Raw genomic sequence first — 19413 nt, 5'->3', positions numbered from 1 at the left:
GCCCAGCCGCGACGTCACGTGGGGAAATGGGGGTGGTCAGCGCGCGGCACTGCCCGCCGACCGTGGTTTTGGTCGATGTCGCACCGCGAAGGCCGGGTCGACCGTCTGCGCCTGTTCCTTTCGGCGAACTGACGACCACTGCCGTGCGGCGTGGCTCCGCGCAGCACGCGCGCAATCCGACCCACTCATTCCCTTTCGCCGCGCGGTTTGCGGGTCGCCCGGCCGGGATCGGCGCTTCGCCGCCTGCGCGGCTTCAGCCGTTGCGCACGATTCGCCAGCGGGTGGCGGCCGCGCCGTTGTCGGGGCCTTGGACGGCGAACGCGCCGGTGGCCGTCGAGTTGTTCTCGACGGTCAGCAGCTTGCCGCTGTTGACGTTGCGGATCTTCGCCGTCCCGTCGCCCTGGTCGAGGACGGTCCAGCGGTGGTCGGCCGTGCCGTTGTCCGACCACTGCAGGACGCGGGCGTTGTCCGCCGTCGACATGTCCAGGACGCCGAGCACCTTGCCGCTGTTGGCGTTGCGGAACCGGACGGCGGTCCCGTCCGTGATGACCTCCCAGTTGTGGTCCGCCGTGCCGCTGTCGGACCACTGCAGCGCGCGGCCGCCGTCCGCGGTGGACATGTTCTCGATGCCCAGCACCAGCCCGCTGCCCACGTTGACCAGCCGGCTCGTCGTCCCGCCGGAGCCGCCCCCGGTGTTCCAATAGACCGTGTAGTTGAAGCCCTGCGCGTCGTGGAACGGCACCAGGTTGACCGACGAGCCGTTGGCCTTCGCGCTGAAAGCGAGCGCGGTGGTGCTCGTCCGCGTGACCGAGTTCGGGTCGAGGGACGGCAACGCGCCGAGCGTGCTGCTGCCGTAGTTGCCGGCCAGGACCACCGGGCCGTAGGTCACCGCGGCGACGTTCGCGTTGTCGTTGGCCGCCTTCAGGGCGACCTTCATGGGCAGCCGGACGGTGACCGTGTCACCCGAGGCCCACGACCGCGACAACGTCGCGTAACTGCCGGGGGTGGTGGTCACGTTCTGCGCGACGCCGTTGACACTGACGGTCGCCCCGGTCGTCCAGCTCGGGATGCGCAGGCGCATGGCCCAGGCGCCGCTCACGCTGCCGGTGACCGTCAGGGTGGTGGTGTCACCGGCCGGGTACGACGTGGTCTGGGTGACGGTGATGCCGCGCTGGGTCCAGGTGAGCACCGAAGGCAGGAACAGGTTCACGATCAGCGTGGTGTCGCTGTAGAAGTAGATCGAATCCGCCAGCTTCGTCTGGGTTTCCAGGCCGCTGCCCTGGCAGCACCAGAACGAGTTGTAGTCGGTGCTCCACGTGCCGCCGCCCCACGCCGGGCCGAGACCGCGCCGGCCGCCCGGGTTGAGGGAGCTGAAGTAGGTGACGTGGCCGTGGCTGTCGGCCGGGTTCTGCTGGCCGATCATCTGGTTGAGCAGCGCCCGCTCGTAGTAGTCGGCCAGGTCGGCGCGATCCGGGTAGAGCGCGATCAGTTCCCGGGTCAGCTTGAGCATGTTGTAGGTGTTGCAGCTCTCGCACGTGTCCTGGTTGAGGTACCCGGCGATGGCGTTGGGCGCGCGAAAGTGCTCGGCCTGGCTGTTGCCGCCGATGGCGTAGGTGTGCGCGCCGACGGTGATGTTCCACGCGTTGGTGGCGATGTCGCGATAGCGCGTGGTGCCCGTGGCCTTGTACTCCCGCGCGGCGCCGATCCACTTGGGAATCTGGGTGTTGGCGTGCAGGCCGCTGAGCTGATCCCGGTTCGCCGCCAGCGGGTCGAACACGGCGGCGTGGTCGAACCGCTGCGCGACGGTCAGCCATCGTGCGTCGCCGGTGTACTGGTAGAGGTCGGTCAGCACCGCGTTCATGCCGCCGAACTCGGTGCCCAGCACGGATTGCTGCTGCGCATAGCTGAGCCGGCCGGTACGCCGGTCGACCCACGCCGCCAGGCTCAGCAGCACGTCACGGGCTTGGGTGCTGTCGACGTACCGCCAGACGTCGAGCAGGCCCGCCATCGTCTTGTGGATGCAGTAGTACGGCACGTTGCCGTTCGACAGGCGCCCGGCCTCGAGGTTGTCGAAGTCCGACTCGGGGAAGCCGGACAGGTACCCGGCGGTGAACCCGGCGGCGCCGTTGTTGGCCTGGCACTTGGCCAGTTCGGCGACCATGGAGGTGGCCTTGTCCCGGCACGTCGTGTCCCCGGTGACCGCCCACAGCTGCGCCCACGCCGTGAGGAAATGCCCCTGCACGTGGCTGCGGAAGGGGAAGTTCGGCGCGTCCCAGCCGCCGTTGGTGGCGGCGCCGCCGGTGGAGAGCCGGTGGTTGGCCCGGAAGTTGTAGAGCAGCCGGCCGACGTCGACGAACCGCAGGTAGTTCTGCGTCCGGTTCTGGTTGTCCAGCCACCGGCTCGCGGTCAGCCGCACCTGGCCGAGCTCGAACGGGAACGCGGACACCCCGGCCTCCGATCGGACCGGACCGGTGGCGGCGCCGGCGGCGGGAGCCCACCCGAAGGCGGAGCCGGCCGCGGAAACGAGGGCGCCGGCGCCGGCGGCTTGCAGCAACCGCCGCCGGGTGAAGGATGAGGTCACCGGATTCTCCGTTCGGCCGGCATGGGAACGGAGGCGGACGTTAGCGCCGACATCCGGGTCTGTCACGTACTGCGCGACCGCTCGTGCTCCTGCGGGCCAACGATTACCGGCTCGTTCGCTGTTCAGGCGTAGTGACCACGGCAGGACAGGTCCGCAGCGGCGGGTGAAACTTACCCGGGCCGAAGCAGGCGCTGACCGCCGCACGCCCGCCTCCGCTCCGGCAGGCGTGCACGGTCCGCGGGACCGGCTGTCGATCCCGCTCACCCCGTCGCTACTTCGTGGTCGACGTCCGCCCTCCGCGCGCCGGCGCGGGTTCACCCGGTGCCGCGGGGCAGACGCCGGCGGCGAGCCACTTCTCACGCAGACCGGCCGGGATGGTCAACGCGGTCGGCTGCCCGTCGGTGAGCGTGCGGACGCTCCCGCCCAGCAGCAGACTGCCCGCCTTGTCGAGGACCGCAGTGGCCAGGCGGCTGCGGTCCTCCGCTCGTTCCAGCACCCGCATCAGCCGCGCGCCCGCGCCGACCGCCCGGCTCCAGCCCCGTGCGCGCGGCACCTCGAGCCAGTCGGCGACCTGCGGGGTGACGACCTGGCGGACGACCGCGGCGGCCACGCCGTCGAACGCCTTGCCGGGAATCATGTGCTCGTAGAGGTCGAGGAGGTTGCGGGTGAGCTCGATTCCTTCGTCCGACGGCCCGTAGGTCGCCTCGACGAGTTCGGCGTTCAACGCCTGCGCCTCGGCCAGCGTCTCGGGTATCGCGTCGGCCGGGATGCCGAGCATCGCGCCGGTCACGCGCCAGACGTAGTAGTAGTTCTCGGCTTCCCGCTCGGTCACGGAGATCCCGATCCGGCGCATGCCGTCGATGACCTGGACCGAGAAGATGAGCAGCGCACCGAGTATGTCCTGCTGGCACAGGGGAACCCCGTCGGCGGCGACGTCCCATTCGCCGGAGTGGGTGATGAAGTAGCGCACGGCGGCGTGGATGAGCCGGGTCTTCTGGATCGTGGGCACGAACCCGCCGCCCGAACCGAACGGGGCGGGACCCATCATGTTCAGCACGAACTGCGAAGTTTCCGACAGCCGGCGGTGCGGCTGGTTGAGCCGGTGGGTCAGCGACAGCACGCGCGACGCCCGCGGCTGGGCGTAGCAGTTCACCATCGCCCCGAACGAGAGTACCGACGCGACGTGCACGCCGTCGTCGACGAAGAACTCGTAGGCGCTCGCGACCCGGTCGAGGTCGGCCCAGTCCGGCGGATTGTCTGTGGCGATGAGGAAGCGGCGCACCGATTCCGGCAGGGTGTCGGGGATGGGCTGGTCGTTGTCCCGGAACTGCGCCAGGACTTCGTTGACCGCGACGGTCGTCCCGCTGGCGACCAGTTCGGCGACCACTGCGTCGGCGAGTGGGTCGCCCAGAAACTTCAATTCTTCGAGCGGGATCGGTCTCGGCGTCCCGTGGATCTCTGTCACCGACTTAGTTTCGGTCGGGAACAAACCGGGGGTCAGCGCCATTCAGGCAGAACCGGTTCACGAACCGGTGACAGCGCTGGTCACGGCGCGTGCGCTCCATCGTCCCTCGGCGACGTTTTCGGAAGCAAGCACTCCCGGCGTCAGCTGATGCGATAGAGATGCCCGTCCTGGACTGCGAGCACGGCGAGGAGGCCACTCGTAGGGCCCGCTGTTGCTTGCCAGCCTGTCGCGCCAGGTGCGGCCGTCGCGGTCTGCCCGGCCGTGAGCGGAAGGCCGCTGATACCGCCCCCTGTGACTGTGCCGGTCTGGTCGGTGATGAGGACGCAGTCCGGTGGGGTTCCGTTGATGGAGACCCAGCCGGTGGTGATGGCGCCGGGGTCGGTGGCGGGAGCGTCGAGCGCTCCGTGTGCTGTGCCCGGGCCCTTGTCGGTCAGCGGTTGGGCGGTCGCGAGGTCCAGGTGGCTGCCGAGTTCGGGGCCGTGGCAGCCGAGGGTGAAGGCGTTGTTGAATGGGTAGGCCTGCAGCGCGCGAGCGGCAGGAGCAGCCGCGCGCTGAATGTGCAGACCCTCCAGTGCTGCCGGGGCGTCGACGCGTAGGGCGATCGCGGCGAGATTGAGTGGAGCGTAGCTGCGGCGGACCTGGTCCGCTTTGCCTCCGCCGATCGCGTGCGTGATCAAGGACAGCGCGACGACACCGACCACGAGATAACGGCGCGACCACTGTGGACGGTGCGCAGCGGCCAGCACGACGAGGGCGATCGTCGCCAGCGCGGCGACGAGGACGTAGCGGCTGATGAGCCCGACGTTGCCGCCGGGGACATTGGTGGTGGTCCGTCCGAGTGCGAGCATCAGTGCCAAGGCGAACGCGTAGAGCGTCAAGCCGAGCCAACCCGCGTCGCCGTCCACCGTGCGGTGACGGCGGTTGTCGAGCGTCCGGCTGAACAGCACAGCGAGCAGGGTGATCGTGAGCCCGCCGGCGATGACCGCGACGACGGCGACGTCGACCGACCACAAACCGCCGACGGCGGCGGCGATGACCGACAAACGTCCGTCCGGGTCGAAAGCGGCCGTCGCGCCCGACTGCGCCCCGGCGGGTTTGGTCAGCCACCACGCCGCGATGATGACGACGCCTGCCACGGCGGGGATCACGACGCGAAGCCGGGATTCCTTGCGCAGCCAAAGGATGAAGGCGATCACGAACCAGATCGGCAATGCCGCACCGAAGCTGAGGCACCCGAGAACCGCCGCACCCGAAGCGATAGCGATGCGGCCGCGGTGGGCACAGGCGATCGCGACCGTGCAGAACGTCACCGCGGGGACCCAGCTGATGCCGTTCGTGCTCTGCAACCACAACTCGGTCGCGTGGGAGCTGAACAGCAGCCACGTCATGGCCGCGGTCAACGCGCCCCGGGCTGTCGGGGAGAGCTGCCGCGGCAGCATCGACCGCAGTGCCAGCACGGCGGCGACGAGCAGGGCGATCGTCAGGACCGTCAGGACGCGGTTGTCGCCGCCGAACCACGCCGCATCCGCGTAGAACAGCAGCGACGGCACCACGAACGGCTGGTCGAGGTGATACGTGAACACCTGACCGAGCAGGAGGCTGCCGTTGTCGTCGGTGATCTTGGCGAAGACGTGCCAGTAGTCGAGCAGCACGTGCATCCGCGGCGCGCGCACCGCGGCCAACAACGCCAGGCCGACCGGTACGGCCGAGAACAGCCACCACGCGACGACGCCCGGCCGCCACGACGCGCGGGCGCGGACCGGTGCGGCGATGCGCGGGATCGGCGCGGTGACGTCCGGCTCGTGGGCGTCGGCGAGCGCTGGCTGAGTCATGGATCTCCTGCAGAACGGATGGCTGCGGCCCGGCGACGGCGGGACCGGCAGGCATCGTAACCGGCGGTCATTCGGCTCCTGCAAGGCGGTGACCTGGTCTTTTACGGGATCGGTGATCGTTTGGCAACTGTAAGCCTCGTCTCACCGAACCTGTGTAACAGCTGTGAATCCGCTCCGATGATTGCTGCGGGTGAGGGACGAAGACTTCCCGACCCCTGGGCAGACCGGGCACGACGTGCGCGGCGAGCCGGGCAAGACCCCGCGGCGGCAGCTGTGTCCCGCGGGGCCATTGGGGGCGACCACGGCGGAGTGCCGCGGTCGCCGGGGGAGGAACTGGCGTGCTGCGTTTGTCGCGTCCTGTCCATCTGGTCCGCTGGGTCAGGGCACTCGTGCTCGTCCTGACGATGACCCTGCTCGTCGGCAGCACCGAAGCCATCGCGGCACCGCCGCGGCTTACGGACGCGCCCAAGCCGATCGACCCGCGTGACGTCGGTTTACTGCCGTCGGCCGCGCCCACGCCGGTGGCGCCGCAGGCGCCGTCGAAGGCGGATTTCGCGGCGCAAAGCCGGTTGGACGGGGGATCGGGCACGCACTTCGACCCGCAGCGCTCGACGCCGGTGTCGCGGACGACGTTCACCACCGAGTACGTCAACGCCGACGGCACGCACTCGGTGCGGCAGTCGAACCAGCCGATGAACGTGCAGGACGAGCGCGGCCAGTGGCAGCCGGTCCAGACCACCCTCGAAACGGACCCGGCGACCAAGCGCGCCGACGCCGACAACCACCCGCTCAGCCCATCCCTGGCTACCAAGGCCAACGACGCCGCCGTGTTGCAGGTCGAGTCCGGCGGCCACACCGCCGGCCTGGCTCTGGACCAGGCCGCCCCGACCACGGCCGCGGTGAACGGCGACTCGGTCACCTACCCCGAGGTCGCCGTCGGTACGGACCTGGACTACGAGGTCACGCCGGGCGCGGTGAAGGAGACGATCAAGCTCAAGCGGCCGCCGGCCGACGGGCGGTCGTCGTGGAAGTTCAAGCTCACCACCGGTGATCTGACGCCGAAGCTGGAGAAGAACGGGTCCGTCACCCTGGCCGACAAGGCCGGCGCGGCGAAGATCGTGCTCCCGCCGATCGAGACGTGGGATTCCGCGGGCAACGGCGAGACCGCGCCCGCGATGACCGGCGGCGTGTACATGCTGGAGAAGGCCGGTTCGGACTGGTGGCTGACCGTCGCGGTCGACCCGAACTGGCTGCGTGACCCCCAGCGCGTGTACCCGGTGTCGGTCGACCCGACGTTCACCTACGGCGTCACCGAGTCGCACTCCTACCGCTCCGACGGCACGAACTGCGACGCCTGCGGTCTGCGGATCGGCAACAGTCAGGCCAAGGGCGACACGTATAACCGCAGCGTCTTCCACATGGACTACTCGCCGTTGTTCGGCAAGACCGTGGTCGGTGCGCGGATGGACCTGACCCGCAACACCAGCGTCGTCGGGTCGCTGAAGACGTGGAACGCGAACCTATACCACGCGTCAGCGTTCAACTTCAACGGCGTCGGCGGCTACATGACCAGCGCCCTGGTCGGCGACGTCGGCAGCTTCGTCGGCGAAGGCATGACCGGGTTCATCCGCGAGCGGGTCAACGCCCGCGACGGCAACGTGTTCTTCATGATGATCGGCGCGGAGAACGCCGGCACGTGGACGTACAAGAACCTCAACGCCACGCTCACGGTGGACACCGGTTCCCCGGCCCCGGCACCCACGCTGGTCGGCCCGGCGGACGGCACGGTGTCGACGTCGCTGACTCCGACGTTGTCGGTCAACCCGGTGACCGACCCGGATGGCGAGCAGGTCAAGTACTGCTTCCGCATCGCCACCGGCGCGGACGCCAAGTCCGGTGTCGTGGTCGAGTCCGGCTGCCTGACGACGCCGACGTGGACGGTCCCGGCAGGGATTCTGCAGGACGGCGTCGCCTACACGTGGCAGGCGATGACCTACAGCGGCACCACGACGATCACCCCGACCTGGGTCGGTCACTTCAAGATCGACCAGCGGATCGGCGAACACGGCCCGTCACCCACTGACGACGCCGGCCCGGTCACGGTCAATCTGGCCAACGGCAACGTCTCCACCGACGAGCAGACCCCGTCGTTCACGACCGTCGGCGGTAACGCCGGCCTGAGCTTCGGGTACAACTCACAGCAGGTGGAGAACAAGGGGCTCAAGGCGTCCTACTTCGTTGACCTGTCGCACAACGGCCTGATCAGCGACGCGCAGCAGCCGGTGCTGGTGCGCACCGAGCCGCAGGTGAACGTCGACTGGGGGACCGACTCGCCGTTCGTGCCGGCGTTACCCGCGGACTGGTTCGTCGCCCGCTGGGAAGGCTTCTTCCAAGCCCCGGTCACCGGGACCTACCAGTTCGCCGGGGTCCACGACGACGGTGCCGTGGTCTGGATCAACGGCGGCAAGGTCTACGACGTCGGCTCCCCGAGCGACCTGAATTGGACCCAGGCCACCAGCGTCTCGCTGACCGCGGGGCAGCGGGTGCCGATCAAGGTCGAGAGCGCCGAGGTCACCGGCCCAGCCAGGATGCGGTTGTTCGTCCGCACGGCCGACAACACGACGGTCGCGCCGCAGATCGTCCCGGCCGATTGGTTGTACACGTCGGACTTGCCCGTGTTGCCGCAGGGCTGGACACTCTCCGCGGACCTTGACGGTGACGGCTCGAGCTACACCGAGGCCAAGGTCACCGACCAGAACATCGTGCTGACCGACGCGACAGGTGCCAAGCACACCTGGACCAAGAAGAGCACCGGCGGTTACACACCACCCGCGGACGAAGACGGGGTCCTAGCGCTCGACGCGGCTGGCAAGGTCACCTTGACCGACGGCGGCGACCTGTTCGTCTTCCGGAGCGATGGCAAGCTCGAGAGCCAGTCCGCCAGCACCGATTCGCGGAAGCCCGCGGCACTGCAGTACGTCTACGACGGCGCTCCGTCGCGGCTGCGCGAAATCAAGGATCCAGTCTCCGGCCGCTCGCACGTCTTGCACTACAACCGTGCCGGCGACGACTGCTACGGCGGCGTCACCCCGCCACCGGGTGCCCAGACGCTGCCGCCGTCACAGATGCTGTGCCGCGTCAGTTACTGGGACGGCACCGAAACCAGGCTCTGGTACGTCAACGGCCGACTCGGCCGGATCGAAGACCCGGGCTCGGAGAACAGCGACTACGGCTACAACGCGGCAGGCCTGCTCGCCGGCGTGCGGTCGAGCCTGGCCAACGACTGGATCGCCGCGGACCCGGCCAACCGCAAGGTCAACGAAGGCGACCTCACCACGAACATCACCTACGACACCGGCGCCAAGCCGAAGGTGACCAACGTCAGCTCGGCGGTCGCTGCGATCGGCAAGCCCCGCGAAGGCAACGGCTACCGCTACGACCCGGCCAACCGCACGACCTACGTCGACACCGCGGGGTTGTCACCGGCCGTTGGTTTCTCCGGCAAAGTCACCTACGACGACGCCGATCGCACGCTGTCCACAACAGATAGCGCGGGTCGTGTCTCCGCGCAGGAGTGGGGGCCCAAGGACCTGTCGTTGTCCACGACGGATCCGGCGGGTCGCAAAACCACGACCGTGTACGACTACGCCGACCGTCCGGTCGACTCCTACGGCCCGGCGCCCGCTTCCTGTTTCGCCGGGCAGCTGCCGAGCGGGACATGCCCCGGCGGCATGGCGCACGGGCACAACGCCTACGACGAGGGCATCAACGGCCTGGCCGTGTCGTGGTACGACAACGACAAGCTCTCCGGCGCGCCGAAGACCTACACCACGGGACTCGGCACGGCCGACGGCTCGCTGGTGAAGAACTGGAACAGCGACGCGCCGGGCAGTGGCCTGCCTGCGGACCACTTCTCGCTGCGCGCGACCGGCGACATCGTCTTCCCTGCGGCCGGGGACTACACCTTGCGGCTGCTCGCCGACGATGGGGTGCGGGTCTGGGTCGACGATCAGCTGGTCGTCGACGATTGGATCAACACCACGGCGAAGTGGCGTCAGGGCGTCGTGCACGCCGACGCCGCCGGGCAGGCGAAGCGGATCCGGATCGACTACTACGAGTTCGACCTCTCCGCCCAGCTGGAGTTGCACTGGACGACCCCGTCCGGCACCCAGCAGCCCGTGCCCGGCACACAGCTGCGGCCGCGGTACGGTCTGAAGACCTCGACTACGGCGTCGGAGTCCGATGGCGTCGCGGACAAGGTCGGCGTCACCAAGTTCGGCGAGAACGGCCTCGATCCGGCCTATGGCCTCGCGACATCGGGACAAGCCGACCCGAGCGGGCTGAAGGTTGCCGGATCGGTGTCGTACGAGCCCCCCGGGACGGGCTACCTACGCAAGACCGGCAAGACCATGGCGACCGGCGCCAAGACCGTGTACGGCTACTACGGCGACGCCGAAAGCCATGTCAACCCGTGTGATCCCGGCGGTGCTGCGGTCAACCAGGGCGGGATGCCGAAGCTGATCACGTCCACCGCGCCCGCCGCCGGCCCGGCCCGGATCGACGAGCAGGTCTACGACGCGTCTGGACGGGTGGTCGCCGAGGCGAGCAGTGGCGCCTGGACGTGCACCAGTTACGACAGCCGTGACCGGCCCCTGCAAGAGAAGGTGCCTGCGAGCAAGGACGCGCCGGCTAGAACCGTGACGCACGACTACGCGGTCGGTGGTGACCCGCTCACGTCGTCGATCAGCGACGACAAGGGCACTGTCACCACGGTGAGCGACCTGCTCGGCCGAGTCGTCGCCTACACCGACGTAAACGGTGTGCGCACCGGCACGAGCTACGACCAGGTCGGGCGGATCGCGTCGTCGACGGTGACGCCGCCGGACCCGGCGGATCCGCCGCGCACCGTGTCGTTCACCTACGACGACGCTGGCCGGGTGCTCACCGAGAAACTCGGCGAGCAGGTCCTCGCGTCGGTCGGCTACGACAACGCGGGCGAGCTCGCGTCGGTGACCTATGGCAACGGCACCTCGCTGGCGTCCATCACGAAGGACAACGGCGCCCGGCTGCTCTCGCTGGGCTGGAAGACGAGCGACGGAAAGGACGTCGTCTCCAAGGTCGGCCGCACGTCGGCGGGCACGATAGTCGACGAGTCCCTCGCCGGGACCGACGCTCGGCCGAACGCGCCGAACTACGTCTACGACGGGCTTGGCCGATTGGCCGAGGCCTATGTAGCGGGCCACCATTACACGTACGACTTCACCTCGAGCGCTTCGGCCACGTGCCCGACTGGGACCCAGGCGAACGCCGGGCTGAACACCAACCGGATGCGACTGCTGGACGAAACTGCCGCCGGAACGGCCGAAACCCGCTACTGCTACGACGCGGCGGACCGGCTGCTGGCCACCGAAGGCGCTACGGCGCTGGCCGGGTTCACCTACGACTCGGACGGCAACACCACGGGCTGGACCGCGGCCGACGGCAGCACGACGACACTTGGGTGGGACGGGTCCGGCCGCAACATCGGCGCGAAGACCACCGGGGCGAACCCGGCCGACGTCGCCTACACCCGCGACGCGACCAACCGCATCGTCCGGCGCGATCCGCGAGACTGCGACAACAACACCGTCGTGCGCTACGGCTACACCGGCGACGGGGACAGCGCTGACCTCACCCTGAACGCGGGCGGCCGGCTCACCACGCTCTCGCTGACGCTCCCGGGCGGGCTGCTGTACACGTCGAAGGTCGGCTCGGACGGGGCGTTCACGCCGTCGTTCGACCACCCGTCGGTGCGTGGCGACCTGGTGCTGTCCACGGACTCGGCCGGACACCAGGTCGGGAACCTGCGCACGTTCGACCCGTACGGCCAGCCGCTGGCCCCTTCGGGCGCGGTCGACACCCAGAACGTGCCGGACAACTCGCCGGGTTCGATGGACTACGGCTGGCTCGGCCAGTACCAGCGGCCCTACGAGCACACCGGCGCGCTGTCACTGGTCCAGATGGGCGCCCGCCCGTACAGCCCCCTGCTGGGCCGGTTCCTCTCGGTCGACCCGGTCGAGGGGGGTTCCGCCAACGACTACGACTACGTGGCCGGCGATCCCGTCAACGCGTTGGACCTCGACGGCAACTCGTGGTTCAGTTCGATCGTTTCCGTGGTCACCAAGGTCGCTGAAGTCGTCTCCAATATCCCGGGCCCGATCGGCGCGGTGGCCAGTGGCGTGGCTGCCGTGGGCAATGCCATCCAGGGCAACTGGGGCGCGGCCGCGATGTACGCCTTCGGAGCGATCACAGCCGGCGTTGGCGCACTGGCCGTCGGCGCTTATAAAGCCGTTAAATTCGCTCGGGGAGTCGGATCCGTTCTCAAGGCCGCGAAGCGGTCACGTGGGTTCGTGTACAAGGGTGTCCATGCGAGCGTCCGCCAATCCAGGGTTGCAGGCCGCATCTGGGTCGGTCGCGGCGCCACCAAGACTGTCACCAAACGGGGAAGCGTCCGCTGGGTTTCCAAGAGTGGTCACCGGCAGTACCGGTCACCGGAGAACAAGGGCAGGCGAGGCTGGCAGTCGAACTTCGAGTCCGGCCGAGTCAAGGGCAAGTACACCAACAACTATCATGTGCGGCACTGACGCAGAGGGAGTTGTTCATGGACACGCAGCCGTCGAGCGGGTTTCCGTTCGCCGACCGGGTCGCCGAAGTGGTCGATGCGGGAAAATCGCAAGGGTATCTCTTCGTCACCGTGCCCGAAATCGCCTCGACCACGGCAAGCGGTGCCGTGACCTACGTGGACATGGATTTCGCCCGGCGGGATCCGGAACAGCCCGGTGGCTGGCGTTACGAGGATCGGGCGGACCCCGGGACGGAAAGCGCGATGCAGGAACTGGAAGCAGCCGAACTCGATTGGTACGGTGAGAAATTCGGCCTGCGCTGGCTCGATGGTGAGGAGGCGGCTCGGATCCGGCATGAGGTTTTCGACTGACATCGCGGGCACATGTCGGCCCGATGGCCCTCGGGATGGGTTCTCGGTGTCGTGCACGCGCAGAACTATCCGGCTGGCGGCGACGACCGCGAACGGGATCCGCGCGGCTTCGGTATCTATCCGGACTCAACGCCGGTCACCTCGGTCAGACCTTCGTTCTCACCGCGACCGCGTTGGGGCTGGCTCCTGCCCAGACCGGCGCCTTCTGTGATTCGCCGATCGCCGCCCGGTTCGGCCTGGACAACATCGGTCACACCCCGCTGTACCTGTTGGCGGCCGGGATGCCGCACCCGGACCCGCAATGGGCCCCGCCGCCGGCGACCGCGAGCACCTTCCGGGCCACCGAACTCGGATGGCCGGCCGGCGGACGGTGAGAGTGTCGGATTCGACGCGCTCGGCGTAGGGCGGATCTCGGGCCGGTTCGCGCGCTCGGGTTCCGGAGGCCGTCGACCAGTTTCATTGGACGCCGCACTTCGGCCGAGGGGCTGTCCGTCCCTCCGCGAGCGGCCGAGCAAGCCGCCCGCGATGGGTTGGAACGCCCGGTAGCGCTTCGCTGATCTGTGGTTGCGACCACGGTGGCGAACTCTTGAACCGACTCGAGCCGGTGGCCGGGCAGCAGGGTGCAGGAAGTGTTGTGCCCCCATGGATCATTTCGGTGCCCGTGATCGGACGTCGGTGATCCCGGCCATGACGGCCGCGGCGAACTCTGCGGGATGCACCACGGGAGCGTCGTGGTCGGCCGGCAGTTCCAGTGGCCGGGCTTCGAGCTGGTCGGCGAGCTGCCGCTGTGAGCGCGGGGGACAGACCGTGTCATGAGTCGTGATCACGATTGCCGCGGGTGTCCGGCGGAGTCCGGCCACCCGGTGGCGCAGATCGTATCGGCTGACCGCGCGCCCGGTGGCGAGAACTCCGCTGACCGGGGTGCGGGCCAGCTCGCCGAGCAGCCACGGCCACATCGCCGCGAGATCCGGTGACGTCCGTCGGCTCAGGCCGAAGTAGCGGGCGGACATCGAAGCGCCGAGACCGAGGCGGGCCAGTGGTGTCGCGGCAGTGAGCACGCGCCACACCGTTCGGTCGCGGAGAGTCTGGCGGTAGTTCAACGCGGTCGCGGCCAGGACCAGCCCGGCGACCCGGTCCGGACAGGAGAGTGCGAGGTGGAGGCCGACAGGGCCGCCCAGGGAGTACCCGCACACGATGACCTTGCCGATGCCGAGCAGATCGAGCAGCGCCAAAGCGTCTGCGGCAAGGTCCTCGATTTCGAACGGGCGGTCGGCGGGAAGTCCTCTCCCGTGTCCTCGCTGGTCGTAGCCCAAGAATCCGACTCGGTCCGCGACGAGACGGGGCATCACGCCGAAGTAGTTGACGTCCAATGACCACGACCAGCCGTGCAGCAGGAGCACCGGTGGATCGACCGCGTCGGCGGGTCGGTGATCTCGGACGAACAATTCGCCTCGCCCGGGCAAAGTGAGCAGCCGGCCTTGGGGGAGCGAGGGAACCGAGGTCGGGTCGCCTGCCGGGGCGCGGGTCGGTCCGAGGGCGGCGAAGAGCCGCTTTCGCAGGGTCCGGACAGCTTCGTCCACGCCTCGATACTTACTGGCGGGGTGTCAATAGTCAACCATCGGTGACTGGGCGGAACTTCCGGGACGGCCGAGGCGTGATGGTGGCGGGGGTGTGATGGTCGGCGCGGTTGGCCAGTCCACTGTGGCGGGTTTCAAGTCGTTGGTGCACCGCATTGATCGCGAGCGCCGGCGACGAGTCGCAGGCCCGCCACCTCCGGAATCAAGCGTTATTATTTCGTTACTTTGAGTGATTCGACAGTGTCACCATCTTGTTGGCCCATCGCCAACTGCGCCGGGTGGCGCCCTGTGCTGATCCGAACACCGCAGGGATCCGTGAACAGCTGTCACCGCGACTCCGCGGGAGTCCGGCGGTCCCCGGATCCGCTGTAACGCCGCCGCGCTCGCCTCGGATGCCTACCAGCGATGACTGTGCCATCATCGGGAACCTCGGATTTCCCGCAGAACCCGCCTCCGGAACCCACGCCCGCTGTTCCCCCGACGACGTCCGCGTTGACCGCTGCTCGTGCTATCCGTGCTGCCACAGAGGTTTTCGTGGCGATCACCGGCCGGCAGCCGGACGGCGTGACAGGAGCGCGCCAGACCGCCGAGCGAGGCTGGTCCGTGCTCATCGACGTCGTCGAGCTGGAACGAATACCCGCTACCACGAGCGTCATCGGCACCTACCGGGTCGATGTCGACAGCGCCGGCGAACTCGTCTCCTACGAGCGAATTCGCCGTTTTACCCGCGGCACCACCGATCTGTAGCGCAGAGCAGGAGTTGTTTCAGGTGGACAGTCAGTCGAGTTCCCTTGCCGATGTGCTGGAACGCGTGCTGGACAAGGGTGTGGTGATCGTCGGCGACATCGCCGTGAACGTCGTCGACATCGAACTGCTCACGCTGCGGCTCAGGCTCTTCATCGCCTCCGCGCAGACAGCGCGTGAGATGGGGATGGACTGGTGGACGAACGATCCCTTCTTCTCGCCTGGCGCGAGGCGCGCCGACGTCCTGCCGGCCGAAGCTCGGCCGGCCAGTGAACTGGAGGAACTTCGCGCCCGTGTGTTGCAGCTCGAGACCGCGTTGACCGCGGCCGGTTCCGAGCCGGCGGCCGAACCCGTTCGCCGGGGAGAGGGCTCGTGACCGCCGGCGCCGAGTCCGATGCGGACGTGGCGTCGCTGGCGCAGCGCCACGCGCCGGAAGTGTGGGAAACGGCTCTGCGGGCAGCCAAGGATCAGGCGACGGCGGTACTCACGCGCCGGCTGACCGACGCCATCCTCGCCGGGGCCGCCGGTCCCCGCTCCGGCCCAGCGTCCGGCCCAGCGCCCGGGCCGGATATCCCGCAGCCTCGTCCGGGTCTCTGTGCCTACGCCATCACGTGGTCGCACGCCCAGGTGCCGGAGAACGTCGCCGGATCCGACGTCGCCCCGGCGGTGCGTCTGATCGTGCACGAGAATCTCGCCATCCTGGTCGCCCAGGTCGATCTCGCGGCATTCGCCGGCCTGGAGCACGAGGCCGGTCCGACGGACACCGTCGCTCCGGACAGCCGGCTCGCGATGCTCGCCCGTCAGCACGACGCGGTGATCCGCGCGATCTTCCACGACTGCCCGGCCTTGCCCCTCAGGTTCGGCACGGTCGTCCGTGACGAGCGCGCGGCGCTTCGCCTGCTCGAGGAACGCCGGGCCGAAGTGGCGGAGTGGCTCGCACGTGTCGATGGCCACCGCGAATGGGGTGTGCGCGTTGTCCGGCCGGAGCCGCATCCGGAGTCGATCCGGGAGGTTCCTCTCGAGGGAATCTCGGGAACTGAGTACCTCGCGTTGCGAGCCCGGCAACTGGACGACGGCCGGCACGCGAAAGCGCTTGCGCGCGATGCGGTGAACGCCCTGCACGAGTCGTTGGCAGGGTGCTCGACGGAGGTCGTGCAGCGGGAACAGCCCCACGCCTTCTTCGATGCTGCCTACCTGGTCCGCCAAGATCAGGAGGAGACGTTCCACGGTCGGATCCGGCGGCTCGAAGACGACCTCGCCACCGCCGGGATGACCGCGCGGACGACCGGCCCGTGGCCGCCCTATTCGTTCGCCCCGGCACAGCTGGAGGTGCGGCGGTGAACGATCTGCCTTCGCTTCCCGCCGAGGGTGCCGGCCTGACCAGCCTGGTGGATCTGCTGGACCGCGTGGTGGCCCGGGGTGCCGTGGTGAACGGGGACGTGATCATCACACTGGCGGGAGTCGACCTGATCCGGCTCGACCTGCGGCTCCTGCTCGCCGCGGTCGACGAGATCGACCGGTAGGAGTTCCACTGTGGACATACCGAGGCGGATAAGCGCCGACACCGGGCAAGGGCTGGGGCGGCTCGTCCTCGCGGTACTCGAAGTCGTCGCGGAACTGCTCGAGCGGCAAGCACTGAGGCGGATGGCGTCCGGAAGCCTGACCGAGGTCGAGGTCGAGCGGCTCGGCCAGGGATTGCTGTCCTTGCGACGACAGTTCGAAGAGCTCCGCGCCGTCCTGGACGTCCCGGAGCGGAAAGCCGATGCGGTACACGTCAAGCAATCCGAGAGGATCCAACCGTGAGCGCTCCCGCCCCCACCACCGGTGGTCTTGCCGAAACCCTGAACATCCTGCTGGACAAAGGACTCGTCATCGACGCGACGATCCGGGTCTCGGTGATCGGCATCGAGATCCTGACCATCGAGGCCAAGATCGTGATCGCCAGTGTCGACACCTACATCCGATACCTCGAAGCGATGCAGCGCATCGAGGCGCAGCGGCAGGCCCTCCCGCCGGGCACCGTGCCCGCGCCGGGCACCCAGGGAATCGCCGGGACCTACGGCCTGCTGCCGGTGGCCACTCCCATCCCGGTCGGCTTCGCGCAGCAGGCGGTCGTCACGCCCGGGTTCGCCCAGGCCGCCCCGGCGCCATCCGGCGCCGGCGAAGGCGAGCGATGAGACTGAACCTGCACGGTGTCGTCCGGGCCGGGCACCCGTTGCCCGGCCCGGACCGGCCCGACGCGGCCAGGCTTCTCGTCTGGGAAGATCTCGCGCTGGTGGTCAGCCCGCTGCCCGTGGGCCGGGACGTGACCCCGCACGATGCCACGCAGCACCTCCTGACGCTGTCCGCGCTGGTGCGGCAGGGACCAGTGGTCCCGTTGCGCTGGGGAACCGTCGCCGAGGACGACGAGTCCGCCCGGGCGGAGGTCCTCCGTCCCCTCGCCCGCCACCTGAGAGCCGAGCTCGAACGCCTCGACGGATTCGCTGAAGCGCACGTGTACTTGCGGTTCGACGAGGAGACGGCGCTGTGGGCCGTCTCGGCTGATCCGACGGGGTGGAAGGGCCGCGCCGGTGCCGGCCTGACCGATCGGATCAAAGCGGGCGAAGCGATCGCGCGGCGCCTCGTGAGCTGGCGGCAAGCGCGTACCGACGACCTGCTGAAGCCTCTGGATCGGTACGTGTGCGAAGTCAAAGCCCTGGATGATCAGGACCACTTGGAGGAACGCCGGGCACTTCTCGTGCGACAGGAGGATTTGCTCTCGGTTCAGGAGGCGGTCGCAGCCATCGCCGCGGTGGACGTGGACTGCAGGTTCGTCGGTCCTCTCCCCGCATTCACTTTTCTGCGCACTGTCCCGAAGGGACCGGACGACGGTAGCCAGGCGTCGCGGTGGGGCTGGTAGGTCTTCCCCCGAGATGGGTTCACCGGTGAACGTCTCGAAAGTGCTGCGCAAGGCTGCCGCGTTGGTCGTCGCCCTGGTCCTGCCGCCTGCCGGTCGACGGCCTGCGCGTCGACCACCTGCCCGAGCCGATCGGGCTGCAGGACACCGGCCCCACGTCGAGCCGGCTTCTCTGCTCTCGCGGTCGCAACCATTCACCGCCGACGGCGTCCTCGCCTCGCTCGGCGACTGCCGGGCACCGCTGCCCGAACGGAGGTGTGGTTCCGGCCGCTCGCCCAGCCCGCGGCGAAGGCCGCCAGCTCTGACCCGGGCACGCCGCCGGTTGTCGGATCCACTTTGGACTACGGCGCCGGATTCGCGGCACCCTGCACGACGGCCGGCACCGATCCCGGCTTGCTGACAACGCGGCCCGGGCGAGCCGCCGCGTGCTCCGGTGAGCGGCTGGGATCTCCTTGTACTGGAACGGAGAAGCTGAGGAAAGCCCAACTGTGCCGCCGCCTTCGTGTGGCTGGCGAACACTGCCGCACTGGTCGGGGTCGCCGACATCGGCGTGACCCGATGTACCTGGCGCGAAAATCAGGAGCTGGGTTCCTCGTGAAGCTCGAGGTGCGGCCGGTCGCCTCCCAGTGCGGCCAGCACGGTCCGGTAGGTCAGGTCGGTCCGCGCGCCCACGTCACCCGCCGCGATGCCCAGTGCCGGTGAGTCCGCCGGCAGCTGCGCCGCTTCGTGAACGACGGCCAGGTAGATGGCGCAGCACCACGCCGTGTCGGTGGCGGTGATCTCGCCGGCTTCGCGCAACCGGCTGAACAGCTGCTCCAGCCCGGTCGTCACCTCAGGACTCAGGGGTGTCATCTTGGTGGCCGGGTCCGCGGTGAGTTCCATGATCGCCCGGCTGCCGACCTTCAGCTCGAAGAGCAGCTCGGTCAGCCGGTACAGCGCCGCGACGGGCGGCGCCGTGGCCACGCGTGCCTGCTCGAGCCCGCGCAGGTAACGCTCGTTGAGCACGCCGGTCAGCGCCTCCAGCAGGGCCTTCCGAGACGAGAACCGGCGGTGGACGGTGGCGCGCGCGAGGCCCGCGGCGTCGGCGATCCGTTCCAGCGTGGCGGCCGGGTCGGCCGCGAGCAGCTCCTCGGCGGCCGCCAGGATCCGCGCCGTGCTGCGCTCCGCGTCCGCCCGCAAGCGCCTCGGTTCGGCATCTGCGCTCACCCGGAACCCCTCCTTCTCGCTCGGCTCGACCTAGACGTCCCGGATCAGCTTACATCCGAAGCGTCAACGTCTCGATTCCTCGACTAAATGAGACTTCGGTGTAGCATTTGTGGAGTCAAATCAGACGCGAATGGAGAAC

Annotated in this window: 14 protein-coding genes; 9 read left to right on the top strand and 5 right to left on the bottom strand. The window is 68.9% G+C overall.

The annotated features are described in order from the left end of the window. Positions 1-253: 253 nt before the first annotated feature. The 3 genes from OHS18_RS12200 to OHS18_RS12190 form a co-directional block, all read right to left on the bottom strand. Positions 254-2581, bottom strand: a complete 2328-nt coding sequence (locus tag OHS18_RS12200) for a beta-L-arabinofuranosidase domain-containing protein (protein ID WP_328617071.1) — start codon at positions 2579-2581, stop codon at positions 254-256. A 271-nt stretch (positions 2582-2852) separates the two neighbouring features. Next, positions 2853-4046 carry an oxygenase MpaB family protein gene (locus tag OHS18_RS12195; RefSeq protein ID WP_328617070.1) on the bottom strand — a complete coding sequence of 398 codons (1194 nt, stop codon included), beginning with the start codon at positions 4044-4046 and terminating at the stop codon, positions 2853-2855. A 140-nt stretch (positions 4047-4186) separates the two neighbouring features. After that, positions 4187-5962 (bottom strand): DUF2079 domain-containing protein, encoded by a 1776-nt coding sequence (locus OHS18_RS12190; protein ID WP_328617069.1) that lies wholly within the window; start codon positions 5960-5962, stop codon positions 4187-4189. Between the two features lie 254 nt (positions 5963-6216). Between OHS18_RS12190 and OHS18_RS12185 the strand changes: the two genes are divergently transcribed. Next, entirely contained in the window at positions 6217-12501 is a 6285-nt protein-coding gene (locus tag OHS18_RS12185; protein ID WP_328617068.1) for a PA14 domain-containing protein, read from the top strand. 17 nt (positions 12502-12518) lie between these two features. Next, on the top strand, positions 12519-12851 hold the full coding sequence (locus OHS18_RS12180) for a hypothetical protein (protein ID WP_328452941.1): 333 nt from the start codon (positions 12519-12521) through the stop codon (positions 12849-12851). Positions 12852-13498: 647 nt separating this feature from the next. Here OHS18_RS12180 and OHS18_RS12175 read toward each other — a convergent pair. After that, positions 13499-14251, bottom strand: a complete 753-nt coding sequence (locus OHS18_RS12175; RefSeq protein ID WP_328617067.1) for an alpha/beta fold hydrolase — start codon at positions 14249-14251, stop codon at positions 13499-13501. 582 nt (positions 14252-14833) lie between these two features. Here OHS18_RS12175 and gvpO point away from each other — a divergent pair. The 7 genes from gvpO to OHS18_RS12140 are packed head-to-tail and all read left to right on the top strand — an operon-like array spanning position 14834 to position 18071. Next, complete coding sequence (gvpO, locus tag OHS18_RS12170; protein WP_328452945.1) at positions 14834-15175, top strand: gas vesicle protein GvpO; 342 nt, start codon at positions 14834-14836, stop codon at positions 15173-15175. Positions 15176-15197: 22 nt separating this feature from the next. Then, positions 15198-15548 (top strand): gas vesicle protein, encoded by a 351-nt coding sequence (locus OHS18_RS12165; RefSeq protein ID WP_328617066.1) that lies wholly within the window; start codon positions 15198-15200, stop codon positions 15546-15548. Beyond that, on the top strand, positions 15545-16513 hold the full coding sequence (locus tag OHS18_RS12160; protein ID WP_328617065.1) for a GvpL/GvpF family gas vesicle protein: 969 nt from the start codon (positions 15545-15547) through the stop codon (positions 16511-16513). Before OHS18_RS12165 ends, OHS18_RS12160 begins: the two co-directional genes overlap by 4 nt. Further along, positions 16510-16695: a gas vesicle protein GvpJ gene (gene gvpJ, locus OHS18_RS12155; protein ID WP_328452951.1), complete on the top strand. Its 186-nt coding sequence runs from the start codon at positions 16510-16512 to the stop codon at positions 16693-16695. Before OHS18_RS12160 ends, gvpJ (OHS18_RS12155) begins: the two co-directional genes overlap by 4 nt. Before the next feature lie 10 nt (positions 16696-16705). Next, positions 16706-16975, top strand: coding sequence for a gas vesicle protein K (locus OHS18_RS12150; protein WP_328617064.1), 270 nt, complete (start codon positions 16706-16708; stop codon positions 16973-16975). Then, the gene (gene gvpJ / locus OHS18_RS12145; RefSeq protein ID WP_328617063.1) at positions 16972-17349 is read left to right on the top strand and encodes a gas vesicle protein GvpJ; all 378 of its coding nucleotides are present in this window, start codon (positions 16972-16974) and stop codon (positions 17347-17349) included. The genes OHS18_RS12150 and gvpJ (OHS18_RS12145) overlap by 4 nt, the downstream gene beginning before the upstream one ends. Beyond that, entirely contained in the window at positions 17346-18071 is a 726-nt protein-coding gene (locus OHS18_RS12140; RefSeq protein WP_328617062.1) for a GvpL/GvpF family gas vesicle protein, read from the top strand. The genes gvpJ (OHS18_RS12145) and OHS18_RS12140 overlap by 4 nt, the downstream gene beginning before the upstream one ends. A 573-nt stretch (positions 18072-18644) precedes the next feature. On the opposite strand, the gene OHS18_RS12135 is transcribed toward OHS18_RS12140, so the two are convergent. After that, positions 18645-19274 carry a TetR/AcrR family transcriptional regulator gene (locus tag OHS18_RS12135; protein ID WP_328617061.1) on the bottom strand — a complete coding sequence of 210 codons (630 nt, stop codon included), beginning with the start codon at positions 19272-19274 and terminating at the stop codon, positions 18645-18647. Between the last annotated feature and the right edge of the window lie 139 nt (positions 19275-19413).

The sequence above is a fragment of the Amycolatopsis sp. NBC_00355 genome, from assembly GCF_036104975.1.
Lineage (GTDB): Bacteria > Actinomycetota > Actinomycetes > Mycobacteriales > Pseudonocardiaceae > Amycolatopsis.
Note: the sequence above shows the minus strand (reverse complement) of the source record. Positions and strands in the feature narration are given on the sequence as shown.